Source organism: Candidatus Edwardsbacteria bacterium RifOxyA12_full_54_48 (assembly GCA_001777915.1).
Lineage (GTDB): Bacteria > Edwardsbacteria > AC1 > AC1 > EtOH8 > UBA2226.
This window is the reverse complement of the sequence record MFFN01000002.1, coordinates 228,793-240,747: the sequence shown is the minus strand read 5'-3', so window position 1 is coordinate 240,747 and position 11,955 is coordinate 228,793. Positions and strand designations below refer to the sequence as shown.

11 protein-coding genes are annotated in these 11,955 nt (G+C 56.3%); all 11 read left to right on the top strand.

The window, feature by feature from the left end; translation table 11 throughout:
* Nucleotides 1-4: 4 nt before the first annotated feature.
* The 11 genes from A2273_06945 to A2273_06895 all read left to right on the top strand — a co-directional run bounded on the left by A2273_06945 (nucleotide 5) and on the right by A2273_06895 (nucleotide 11,954).
* Nucleotides 5-724, top strand: a complete 720-nt coding sequence (locus A2273_06945) for a hypothetical protein (GenBank protein OGF08666.1) — start codon at nucleotides 5-7, stop codon at nucleotides 722-724.
* 49 nt (nucleotides 725-773) lie between these two features.
* The gene (locus tag A2273_06940; GenBank protein OGF08751.1) at nucleotides 774-2,951 is read left to right on the top strand and encodes a hypothetical protein; all 2,178 of its coding nucleotides are present in this window, start codon (nucleotides 774-776) and stop codon (nucleotides 2,949-2,951) included.
* Entirely contained in the window at nucleotides 2,951-3,580 is a 630-nt protein-coding gene (locus tag A2273_06935; GenBank protein ID OGF08665.1) for an outer membrane lipoprotein carrier protein LolA, read from the top strand. The genes A2273_06940 and A2273_06935 overlap by 1 nt, the downstream gene beginning before the upstream one ends.
* Before the next feature lie 119 nt (nucleotides 3,581-3,699).
* Nucleotides 3,700-4,194, top strand: coding sequence for a YajQ family cyclic di-GMP-binding protein (locus A2273_06930; protein ID OGF08664.1), 495 nt, complete (start codon nucleotides 3,700-3,702; stop codon nucleotides 4,192-4,194).
* A 446-nt stretch (nucleotides 4,195-4,640) separates the two neighbouring features.
* The gene (locus A2273_06925; GenBank protein ID OGF08663.1) at nucleotides 4,641-6,431 is read left to right on the top strand and encodes a type II secretion system protein E; all 1,791 of its coding nucleotides are present in this window, start codon (nucleotides 4,641-4,643) and stop codon (nucleotides 6,429-6,431) included.
* Between the two features lie 649 nt (nucleotides 6,432-7,080).
* The gene (locus tag A2273_06920; protein OGF08662.1) at nucleotides 7,081-8,211 is read left to right on the top strand and encodes a hypothetical protein; all 1,131 of its coding nucleotides are present in this window, start codon (nucleotides 7,081-7,083) and stop codon (nucleotides 8,209-8,211) included.
* Between the two features lie 128 nt (nucleotides 8,212-8,339).
* Nucleotides 8,340-8,684 carry a hypothetical protein gene (locus tag A2273_06915; protein ID OGF08661.1) on the top strand — a complete coding sequence of 115 codons (345 nt, stop codon included), beginning with the start codon at nucleotides 8,340-8,342 and terminating at the stop codon, nucleotides 8,682-8,684.
* A gap of 9 nt (nucleotides 8,685-8,693) precedes the next feature.
* A complete protein-coding gene (locus A2273_06910; GenBank protein OGF08660.1) occupies nucleotides 8,694-9,110 on the top strand; it encodes a hypothetical protein in 417 nt (138 codons plus the stop codon).
* Nucleotides 9,111-9,707: 597 nt separating this feature from the next.
* Nucleotides 9,708-10,055 carry a hypothetical protein gene (locus A2273_06905; GenBank protein OGF08659.1) on the top strand — a complete coding sequence of 116 codons (348 nt, stop codon included), beginning with the start codon at nucleotides 9,708-9,710 and terminating at the stop codon, nucleotides 10,053-10,055.
* Nucleotides 10,052-10,582 carry a hypothetical protein gene (locus tag A2273_06900; GenBank protein OGF08658.1) on the top strand — a complete coding sequence of 177 codons (531 nt, stop codon included), beginning with the start codon at nucleotides 10,052-10,054 and terminating at the stop codon, nucleotides 10,580-10,582. Before A2273_06905 ends, A2273_06900 begins: the two co-directional genes overlap by 4 nt.
* A 22-nt stretch (nucleotides 10,583-10,604) precedes the next feature.
* Nucleotides 10,605-11,954: a ribosomal protein S12 methylthiotransferase RimO gene (locus A2273_06895; GenBank protein ID OGF08750.1), complete on the top strand. Its 1,350-nt coding sequence runs from the start codon at nucleotides 10,605-10,607 to the stop codon at nucleotides 11,952-11,954.
* Nucleotide 11,955 lies beyond the last annotated feature (1 nt).

Here is an 11,955-nt window from a genome sequence, read left to right as displayed (position 1 = left end):
AACAGTGCAGATAGACGTAATTTTAACCCCCTCCGAGCTGAACGATATTAACCTGTCGGGACGCTCGGCCACGGTGATCGATGTGCTCCGGGCCACCACCACCATGGTGACGGCCCTGGATGCCGGATGCCGGGACATCATTCCCTGCCCCAGCGTGGAGGAGGCCACCCGGCTGGCCGAGACCCTGGGCCGGGAGAACGTGATCCTGTGTGGGGAGCGCGATGGCAACAAGATCAACGGCTTCGACCTGGGGAACTCCCCCCTGGAGTTCACCGAGCCGGTGGTCAAGAACAAGACCCTGCTGATGTCCACCACCAACGGCACCTCGGTCATCTCCCGGGCCAAGCCGGCGACGGTGCTTTCCATCGCCGGTTTTCTGAACGCCGGGGCGGTGGCCGGATTTCTGACCTCCGGCGGCAGCGACATCCTGCTGATCTGCTCGGGAAAACTGGGGCGCTTCTCCCTGGAGGATATGCTGTGCGCTGGGCTGCTGGCCGGGCTGGTCTGGGAAGCAAACCCGGCGGCCATCCTAACCGACGGCGCCAGGATGGCCGTCTCCCTTTATAAAAAGGAGGGGAAATCCCTGCTGAAGGCCTTCAAGCAGAGCCAGCACGGCGAGTATCTGGTCTCCCTGGGCTACCTGGAGGATCTGAAATATGCCTCCCAGCTGGATATATCCAGAACCGTGCCGGTATTCAAGGACGGCCGGATAATGAAATCATAATGAAAAGCACTTGATGAAAGCGGATAGCAAGACAAAAAAAGAGGCTAAAATAAGCCGCAGCCGGGAGATCTTCGGGCTGTCGGTGATGATCCTGGGCCTGTTCCTGCTGGTGGGCCTGGTTTCTTTTTCCGGGAGCGACAGCCACCAATGGCACCAGGATTGGGCTCGCGCCAACTGGGGCGGGCCGCTGGGTGATATGCTGGCCTATGGCGCAGTTCATCTGCTGGGCTACGCTGGCTTCCTGCTGACCGCGCTGCTGCTGATCTGGGGGTGGATCTGGCTGAGACACAAGCCCCTGGGCCGCTCCATAATCAACAGCCTGCTGTTGCTGACCTTCACCCTGTTGTGCCTGGCTACCCTGGGGCTGCTGCATGTTTCCTACTATACCGGTTATTTAGCCGGGGGGGGGGTGGCGGGCACCTTCTTGTCCGATCTGACCCGCAATACCTTCGGTCCGGTGGGAGGCTGGCTGATAATATCCGGCCTTTTCCTGATCCTGTTGCTGGTGGGCACCGAGGTTAATTTTCAGCACTGGCTGAACATCGCGGTCAAGCCGGTCAAGGACGGGCTTAAAAAGGCCCAGGAGGCCCCCAAGGAATTGACCTTTAAAAAGAAACCGGCGCCAAAGGTGGATGAGCCGGAAATGTCTGACGAAGAACCGGACCAGCCGGTAAGGCCGGCCCAGCCCAAGGCCCAGCCCAGGCCCAAGCCCGAATCCAAACCCCGGCTCACCAAGCTGGGCAACGATTACCAGGCCCGTCTGCTGGCGCTGTTGGAGGAGAACCGGGACCAGACCGAGACCGAGGAGGAGGACAAGACCGAGATCCTGCTGGAGAAACTCAAGGAATTCGGCATCGAGGGCGAGATCACCGACCGCTACACCGGCCCGGTGGTCACCCGCTACGAGTTGAAACCGGCCCCCGGGGTCAAGGTCAACCAGATATCCAACCTGTCCGACGACCTGGCCCTGGCCATGCAGGCCCACCGGATCCGCATCCTGGCCCCCATCCCCGGCAAGGGGGTGGTGGGTATCGAGATACCCAATATGCACCGCAAGATAGTGATGCTGAAGGACCTCTTTTTGTCCGGCAATTTCAAAACCCAGGAGGGGCCGCTGACCATGGCCTTGGGCAAGACCATCACCGGAGAATCCTTTTCGGCCGACCTGTCGGAGATGCCTCATTTACTGATCGCCGGTTCCACCGGGTCGGGCAAGAGCGTCTGCCTTAACACCATTATCACCAGCCTGCTGTACCTGTGCACCCCGGAGGACCTGCACTTCATCATGATCGATCCCAAGCGGATCGAACTGTCCATCTATCGCGGCATACCCCATCTGCAATTCCAGTACAAGGTGGAGAATACCGGCGACAAGCCGATATCCCGGACCATCGAGGGGGTGGTGACCGATTCCCAAGAGGTGGTGCAGGTGTTCCGCCTGGCGGTAAGCGAGATGGATTCCCGTTACCGGGTGCTGGCCAAGGAGGGATGCCGAAATATCAGCGATTATAACCGCAAGTCCGACAAAAAGATGTCCTACCTGCTTATAGTTATAGATGAACTGGCTGATCTGATGCTTTCCCGCGAAGCCTCGGAAATAGAGAGCCGGATCGCCAAGCTGGCCCAGATGTCGCGGGCGGTGGGCATTCATCTGATCCTGGCCACCCAGCGGCCATCGGTGGATGTCATTACCGGGGTTATCAAGGCCAATTTCCCGGCCCGGATCGCTTTCCAGGTGGCCTCCAAGACCGACTCCCGCACGGTGCTGGACGCCAACGGGGCCGAGACCCTGCTGGGCAGGGGAGATATGCTTTACATGCCGCCGGGCAAGGCCGAGCCCCAGAGGCTGCACGGGCCGTTCATCTCCACCGCCGAGACCGAAAAAGTGGTCAGCTTCATCAAGCAATGGTACGGGGTCACCGAGGGCCAGGACCAATCGGCCCCGGAGAGCCAGACCGAGAACAATAATGCCGAATACAGCATGGAGGTGGCCCTGCCTCCCGAGGGTTCGGCCGGGGAGGACGGCCAGGACGAGCTTTTCGAGGAGGCCAAAGCCCTGGTGATCAGGCACCAGCAGGGATCGGTATCATTGCTGCAGCGCCGGCTTAAGGTGGGCTATTCCCGGGCGGCCAGGCTGATAGATCAGCTGGAGGCCGCAAGCGTGGTGGGCCCCTTCGATGGAAGCAAGGCCCGTGAAGTATTAATCAAAGACCAGGAGGCTGACTGATGAAAAGAATGGCTGTCCTCGGGGCCGCCTTAGTGCTGCTGATCTCCGGGACGTCCTTTGCCCAGGAGGCGGAGGCGATCATGGCGCAGGTCAGGGCCAGGTACAAGAACGTCACCGATTTCAAGGCCGACCTGGAATTGATCTCCTGCTCTTCGGCCACCGGCACCTGCCACCGCTTCGAGGGGAGGGTGGAGATGAAGCGCCCCAATAAACTGCGAATGGACATCAAGAAGCCGGAGGCCCAGCAGATCGTCTGCGACGGCAGGAGCCTCTGGCTGTACCTGGAAAAGGACAAGCAGGTGATCCGGACCAATATCGAGGAGACCAGGGATTTTCTGGTGCTGCTGAACCCCCTGGACAAATTGCTGACCGGAAAGGTCAAGAACAGCTGCAAGACCAACGGCAATCACCAATGCTGGCTGGAGATTCCGGAGTTCAAGGAGCTGTTCAAGGAGGTCAAGGTGATCGTGGACAAGAAGACCTACGAGATCACCGGGATAGACGTGGTGGACCTTGACGACAATTCCAGCGAGTACATCTTTACAAAGATCAAGACCAATTCCGGCATCAAGGACGACCGTTTTCAGTTTGTGGTGCCCAAGAATGCCAAGCTGATCGACGCCAATTGATAAATACCAGCGTATAGCGAATAGGGTATAGCGGACAGTTAACAGTTTACAGTTTACAGTTTATAATTCACGGTATATCCCACAACCAACAACTAATAACCAATAACTGATAACTAATCATGAGCCAGAGTTCATTCGATATCGTATCCAAGATCGACGCCCAGGAGATGAAGAACGCCGTGGTGATGGCCCAGAAGGAGATGATCGGGCGGTTCGATTTCAAGGGCGCCAACTGCCAGATCGACCTGGGCCCCGAGAAGATCACCCTGCTGGCCAGCGACGAGTTCAAGCGCAAGAGCATGCTGGATATTCTTTACGGCAAGATGGTCAAGCGCGGGCTGTCGGTAAAATGCCTGGAGCTGGGCCCGGTGGATACCGCCGCCAAGGGCATGATCCGCCAGGAGCTGAACCTGGTGCAGGGCATTCCCATGGACAAGGCCAAGGAGATGGTCAAGCGCATCAAGGCCAGCAGCATCAAGGTCCAGGCCCAGATCCAGGACCAGCAGGTGCGGGTCTCCGGAAAGGACAAGGACGACCTGCAGAAGGTGATCGCCCTGTTCCGGGAGGACGACCTGGGGCTGGCCCTGCAATACACCAATTACCGGACGACATAAATTCGCCTTGGTTCAATCCCTTTCTAAAGTAATTTGGAGAGGGATTTTTATTTAACCACCAAGACACAAAGACACCAAGGGTTTTACTTCATGCCGGACTACCGTGTCATTCCTGCGAAGCTTGTCCTCGCGAAGGCGGGGAGCAGGAATCCATGTTCCGTGCCTGGCCCAATATCGTAGGGGAGGGTTTCAAACCCTCCCCTACCTGTATGCCCGGCTGTTTGACCGCCCCCCCGCCATTAGCATGTAACCCATATAGCCCGCCACCGCAGGTAAATCCATATAGGCTGGTCTGCCTATGGCACGAGCGGGTCTGCCTTTGGCACGAGCGGGCAGGCCTGCCCCCCTCCGATGCGGAGGGGGAATTTTATTCTCCCCTTGCATTTTCCCCCTCTATCTGCGATAATATTTCATCCATCTCACTGCAACTCAAATAATTCAATCATATGAAAAAACCCACCCATCTCACCGTGGAATACGTGTTGGAGGTGCTCCTTAAAAAAGGGAAGATCACCCAGGACCAGTTCAAGGACGTCCAGATCAAGGGCAACGCCCAGCGGGCCAAGCTCCAGAAATACCAGGAGACCAACGCCAGCCGGAGGCAGTACCAGGCCGCCAACATCATCACCCCGGCCGAGATCATCTCCTCGTTCAACCTGCTGATACCCGACGGCAGCGGGCGCCTGCTGTCCGAGGACGACATCACCCGGGCGGTGGCCGAGGAATCAGGCATGGAGTATAAAAAGATCGATCCCTTGAAGCTCAAACTGGACGTGGTCACCTCGCACATCTCCAAGCCCTATGCCATGCGGCACCTGGTGGTGCCCATAGAGGAGAACAATACCCTGGTGACCCTGGCGGTGGTGGATCCCTATAACCTGGACCACATCGAGAGCCTGCGGATCGCCAAGAACATCAAGGTCAGCCTGGTGCTGGCCTCCAAGACCGACGTGCTGAAGATCATCCGGGAGTTCTACGGCTTTAGGGCCTCGGTCCAGGCGGCCGAGTCCGAGCGGATAACCTCCACCGAGCTGGGAAACCTGGAGCAGTACATCAAGCTGCGGGGCCAGGACGAGATCGAGGCCAACGACCAGCATATCACCAGCGCGGTGGAATACCTGATGCATTACGCCTTCGACCAGCGGGCCAGCGATATCCACATCGAGCCCAAGCGGGAGAAATCCTACGTCCGCCTGCGGATCGACGGGGTGATGCACTACATCTACACCATCCCCCGGGCCCTGCACGCCCCGATCCTGTCCCGGATAAAGATCATGTCCCGGATGAACATCGCCGAGAAGCGGCGGCCCCAGGACGGCCGGATCAAGACCAGCTACGGCGGCAAGGAGATGGAGCTGAGGGTCTCCACCATCCCGGTGGCCTTCGGCGAGAAGGTGGTGATCCGGATCTTCGACCCCGAGGTGCTGATGCAGGACCTGGACCAGCTGGGATTCTACCCCCGGGAATATCAATTATACAACGCTTTCATCCACCGGCCCAACGGCATCATCCTGGTGACCGGGCCCACCGGGAGCGGCAAGACCACCACCCTGTACTCCTCGCTCAAATCGCTGTCCTCGCCGGACGTCAACATCATCACGGTGGAGGACCCCATCGAGATGGTGATCGAGGACTTCAACCAGATAGGGGTCCAGCACACCGCCGGGGTGTCGTTCGCCAACATCCTGCCCTATATCCTGCGCCAGGATCCCGACATCATCATGGTGGGCGAGATCCGGGACAAGGAGACCGCCGACCATGCCATCCAGTCGGCCCTCACCGGGCACCTGGTGCTAACCACCCTGCACACCAACGATTCGCCCTCGGCCATCATCCGGCTGATGGACATCGGCATCCCGTACTACCTGATCGCCTCCACCGTGGTGGGGATAGTGGCCCAGAGGCTGGTGCGCAAGATCTGCCCCCACTGCCGCGCCATCCGGGAAGTGGGCCCGGACGATCCCGAGAACAAACTGCTGGAGGAGAAGGTATCCAAGCTGTATTACGGCGAGGGCTGCAGCGAGTGCCGCAACACCGGCTACAAGGGGCGCACCGGCATCTTCGAGGTGATGGAGATGACCGAGAACGTTAAAGCAGCCCTGACCCGGACGGTCACCATCAACAAATTGAACAGGGCCATCGCCGCCGACGGCATGATGGACCTCAAGCAGGTGGCCTTGCGCAAGATGATCGAGGGGGTGACCACCTACGAGGAGGTGTACTCGGTCTCGGGCTAGGGACCGTCTTGAACCACCAAGACACTAAGGCTTTTACTAAATACTGGGATAGCGTGTCATTCCTGTGAAGACAGGAATCCAGGTCTTGAACCACCAAGACACCAAAACACAAAGGCTTTTATTCTTTAGACTTTGGACTGACACAGTCATTGCGTGGTGGTCTCGAAGATTATACAAACGAAACAATCTGGCTTATTTGTCACCCTGAGATTGCTTCCCGCCCGACAGGTTGAATGGGTGACCATTGTCATCCAACAAACTGGAAGGCCTCTAAGTGTACTCAGGATGACAAGACCACTGAACCACAAAAGACACAAAGAACACAAAGTGTTTTTACTTTTATCTGACTACCTTGTCATTCCTGCGGAAGCAGGAATCCATCTCCTCTAAAAAGGGGAGAGACAGAACTTGTCCTGAGGTTGACCAATATGATGCTTACGAAGGAGGGGTGTCCCGGGGATTCCACGCACCCCTGTATTCCCTCTTAATTAGAGGGGGCAAGAACAGAACTGCCCGGCAACCATACAATTGCCGCACTATCGCATCGCCAAGTATTACCATTTATGAACGATTGTTTTCATTCTTTCAACTTTAAGCCTTGAGCTTTAAACTCTATTCTGTTGACGTCAGTAAAGGATACAGGAGCATCATGGAAACATTGAAGAACCCGCTTAAACCCGAGATCTACACCGAAAGGGTCCGCCCCCGCGAGGAGGACATCCGGGGCCCGTATTTCCGGGACCAGACCGCCATCATCCATTCCATGCCCTTCCGGCGGCTGAAACACAAGACCCAGGTGTTCTTCTCCCCGGACAACGACCATGTCTGCACCCGGATGGAGCACACCCTGCACGTGGCCACCATCGCCTCGGCCATCTGCCGGGCCTTCGGCCTGGACGTGGATCTGGCCCAGGCCATCGCCTTCGGGCACGACCTGGGGCACGCCCCGTTCGGGCACCGGGGGGAGGAGGTGCTGCAGGACCTCCTCAAGGACCAGGGAGGATTCCACCACGAGCTGTACGCCCTGCGGGTGGTGGACCAGCTGGCCAACGACGGGGCCGGGCTCAACCTTACCTACGGGGTGCGGGACGGGATCATCTGCCACTGCGGCGAGAAGTACGAAAAGGAGATCTCCCCCCGCTGGGACAAGGTGGAACTGGAGGGCATCAAGAAACTGGGGATCTATCCGGCGTCATACGAGGGGGCCATAGTCCGGATGGCCGACAAGGTCTCCTACCTGGGCCGCGACCTGGAGGACGCCATCCGGGCCGGGCTGGTGGACGAGGACCAGGTGCCGTCCGGCATCAAGCAGAAACTGGGGCGCAAGAACGGCGAGATCATCGACACCCTGGTCAAGGACATCATCACCCAGACCCAGCGCACCGGACGCATCTCGCTGTCCGAGGAGAACCACCAGCTGATGAAGGCCCTGTACGATTTCAACATGAAGAATATCTACACCTCGCCGCCCTTGGAGGAATACGGGCTGTTCAGCGAGAAGATACTGCGGACCCTGTTCGAGGAGCTGACCAGCGTCTATGATAGATGCGGGGAGGATCACGAGCGCTACGACCACGACCCGGTCCCGCTGTTCCGCCGATTCGGAAGACATTTGGACAAGTACAGCCAGATCTACCGGAAGGAGAAGACCCCTGCCCCGGTGATCGTGGGCGATTACATCGCCGGTATGACCGACGATTACGCCTTGAAGTGCATTCACGAGGTGTTCATCCCCGAACCGCTGAAGTTCGATATCCCCCGGGGGATGCATGAAACTTAAAGTATTATTTAACCGCAATCATATTTTCTGTGATTATTGTTTCATGTGCCAAGCCGAAGGAAAAGTCTGGCAGTGTTAAAGCATATAATATTTCAACCAAGGATATTATTGCTTCAAAAACAATAGGCATGGCAGACCCTGACTTTAGTAAAATATTAGAATATAGTGGCACCGATAATGGAGTTGCGTTAATTAAATTGAATGTAAATCCCAATAATAAATTTAGCCTTTATATGAAACTACTCGGGCAACCTGAAACAAATGATACTGATAAACAATACACATTCCCAGGCGTTTGGACTAGAGATAGCAATAAAGTTTATTTTACGTTCAAAGGTCAAAAACCTTATATGAAAAGTTTTTTTGATAAAAGTGACACAGTATTTGAGATGTTATCGGATAGCTCTTTTAGTTTTAGGTATAAATTTGATGAATTTATTTTATATGGCGTCGCTTGCGAACTGAAAAAGTGATTATATAACATGAAACTTAACGATGACCACTTTTGCTTTGCCTGCGGGAGCAAAAACCCCGACGGATTGCAAATTAATTTCACCTATCCCCAGGCCGGGCAGTGTCGGGCGGAGTTCCTGCCGCCGGCAAAATTCCAGGGCTGGCAGGGGATACTGCACGGCGGAATAGTCTCAACGCTATTGGACGAGGCTCTGGCCCATGCCGCCGGCGGCTCCCAGGGCGGAGGCGGGGCCTCCGGGGCGGTCACCGCCGAGCTGACCGTCAGGTTCAAGAAGCCGGTGAAGATAGGGGAGCCGGTGATCCTGGCCGGCCGGGTGATCAGCGACAAGGGCCGGATGGTGGAGGCCGGATCGGAGATAACCGACCGGCAGGGGAATATCCTGGCCAACGCGGTGGGGAAACTGGTGCGCCCAGTTAAGAAATGATTTCTCAACTACCGCAGAGGACACGGAAAACACAGAGACTTTTTTTACTTTTATTTGCCTGCTGTGTCATTCCTGCGCAGGCGGGAATCCAGGAGGATGCAGTTTAACCACAAAAGGCACAAAGAGCACAAAGGGTTTATCCTTTTAATTAGCCTTTCGGGTCATTCCTGCGGAAGCAGGAATCCATAAAAGATCATATTTCTTATCATAATGGATGAAAATATCGTTACCTGTTCGGTTTGTTAGGCATGCGGCTATGCTCAGGGCGACAAATCAATGTCATCCCGAGGGGACTACGAGGCGACACAGGTTGAGGGATGACAGTGCCACCCGTTCGGCTTGTAGGGCACGATGCCGGGCTCAGGGTGACATTGTTATTTTGTCCTCCTGGGAAATCTTGAAAGTGCGACTGGGCGTAGGATGACAGTGCCACCCGTTCGGTTTGTTAGGCATGCGGCTATGCTCAGGGTGACAGATCAATGTCATCCCGATGGAACTTCCAGGTAACATGGGTTGAGGGATGTCAGTGCCACCCATTCGGCTTGTCGGGCACGATGCCGGGCTCAGGGTGACACGCAAAAATAAACGAGTTAAAATATGAACAAGAAAATCTCTTTCTGCGGACTGGACTGCGCGGCCTGTCCGGCCTACATCGCCCGGCACGCCGACGATCCCGAACTGCGGCAGAAGACCGCCGCCACCTGGTCCCAGATCTACGGCGCCGACATCAAGCCCGAAGACATCTTCTGCGACGGGTGCACCTCCGAAGGGACTCTTTTATTCGGACATTGCCGCGTCTGCAAGATCCGGGAGTGCGGCCGGGCCAGAAAACTGGAGAGCTGCGCCCACTGTCCGGAATACGCCTGCGGCAGGCTGAATGAATTTTTCGAAATGGTCCCGGAGGCCAGGCAGGTGCTGGATGATATCCGAAAAACCCTGAAATGAGATACGATCTGGAATTCATCTCCGATGCCGATATCTACCGCCGGGTGATACTGCAGGAGATCCCGTCCGCCCAAAAGTTCCTGTGGGTAGGCACCTCCGACCTGAAGGACCTTTACATCGACCAGGGCAAAAAGAAGGTCCCCTTTCTAAAACTTCTCTCGCAACTGGCAGATGACAATGTGCCCATCCGGTTGATCCACGCCAAGGAGCCGGGCCCCAACTTCAGGAAGGATTTCGACCGGTATCCCAACCTGATCAGCGGCATGGAAAAACTGCTGTGCCCCCGGATGCATTTCAAGTCGGTGATAGTGGACGGCAAATTCGCCTATTCCGGCAGCGCCAATCTGACCGGGGCGGGGATGGGCGCCAAGTCCGACGGTAAACGTAATTTCGAATCCGGCATAATCACCAAGGATCCGGCCCTGGTAGAACTTATCATGAAGCAGTTTGACGAGTTATGGATGGGACAGCCTTGTTCCGCCTGCAAACGAAAGAAATATTGCTTTGAATACCGGGAAATGGGGTGAATATTTGATCGACGCCAGTAAAATAAAAATTGATATTCATACCGTCTCCCTGGGCTGTCCCAAGAACCGCATCGACACCGAGGCCATGATGGGCCAGCTGGCGCAAAAGGGATACCGCTTTACCAATGACATCAATAGCGCCGGGACGGTGATCGTCAACACCTGCGGGTTTCTGCAGGAGGCGGTGGAGGAAGGGCTGGCCGAGATATCGGCTCTGGCAATGAAAAAAGAGAACCTGGGGTTCCGGCTGGTGGTCACCGGCTGTCTGGTCCAGAGGATGGGCCGGTCGTTGAAAAAAGAGATCCCGGAGATAGACGCCCTGGTGGGCGTTCACGGTTACATCAATATCCTGGCGGCGCTGGAAGGCGGCCAGAAAAATTCCATCCCGGCAAAGGCCTGCAATTATCCTGCGAAATTCTATCAAAACCGCCTGGTCAGCACCGGGCCGGGCTGGGCTTATTTGCGGATAGCCGATGGGTGTGATAACCGTTGCAGCTATTGCCTGATCCCGTCACTAAGGGGAAAATTCCGCAGCCGCCCGATCCCGGAGATCATCCGGGAGGCCAAAATACTGGTTGGGCGAGGGGTGAGGGAGATAAACCTGATCGCCCAGGACACCACCGCCTACGGTTCGGATATCTACGGCCGGCGCAGCCTTCCCCGTTTGCTGAAAGCGTTGGCCCGAATAGAGGGCCTGGAATGGATCCGCATCCTCTACACCCATCCGGCCCATATCGACGATGACCTGGTCGATGCCGTGGCCCGGGAGAAGAAGATCGTAAAATACCTGGATATTCCGCTGCAGCATGTATCCGACCGACTTCTGGCGAAAATGGGCCGGAAGGTGACGAAACAAAAAATGGTCGAACTGCTTCACAAACTTCGCATAAAAATTCCCGGGATAATCCTGCGCACCACCTTCATCGTTGGGTTCCCTGGAGAGACGGCGGATGATTTCTCCGAATTGCATGATTTTGCCGGTGAGATGAAACTGGACCGGGTGGGGGTCTTCGCGTATTCCCACGAGCCGGGGACCAGGTCCGCCAAGATGACGGGTCAGGTCTCTGAAAAAATAAAATCCCAGCGGTTGGACTCTTTGATGCGACGGCAGCAAAAGGTTTCGTCTGCCAAAAACCGGGCAAGAGTTGGCCGAACTGTTTTGGTTATCTGTGAGGGACGGGCGATGAAGGGGGATAGGAACATTCCATTCAAATCCGGTTATCAATACTTCGGGCGAAGTTATGGCGAGGCCCCGGAGATAGACGGCAAGATATATATCCGCAGTTCCCGCCCCTTGGTTCCGGGCAGGATTTACCAAGCCGCCTTGGAGAAGGCCTGGGCCTACGATCTGGGCGGCGTAATCGTAAAATGAT

Bases quoted from the DNA above. Each gene is read 5' to 3' on its own strand.
- A2273_06900 (OGF08658.1), top strand. From the start codon at position 10,052: ATGAGATACGATCTGGAATTCATCTCCGATGCCGATATCTACCGCCGG.
- A2273_06905 (OGF08659.1), top strand. From the start codon at position 9,708: ATGAACAAGAAAATCTCTTTCTGCGGACTGGACTGCGCGGCCTGTCCG.
- A2273_06915 (OGF08661.1), top strand. From the start codon at position 8,340: ATGGCAGACCCTGACTTTAGTAAAATATTAGAATATAGTGGCACCGAT.
- A2273_06925 (OGF08663.1), top strand. From the start codon at position 4,641: ATGAAAAAACCCACCCATCTCACCGTGGAATACGTGTTGGAGGTGCTC.
- A2273_06935 (OGF08665.1), top strand. From the start codon at position 2,951: ATGAAAAGAATGGCTGTCCTCGGGGCCGCCTTAGTGCTGCTGATCTCC.
- A2273_06920 (OGF08662.1), top strand. From the start codon at position 7,081: ATGGAAACATTGAAGAACCCGCTTAAACCCGAGATCTACACCGAAAGG.
- A2273_06910 (OGF08660.1), top strand. From the start codon at position 8,694: ATGAAACTTAACGATGACCACTTTTGCTTTGCCTGCGGGAGCAAAAAC.
- A2273_06930 (OGF08664.1), top strand. From the start codon at position 3,700: ATGAGCCAGAGTTCATTCGATATCGTATCCAAGATCGACGCCCAGGAG.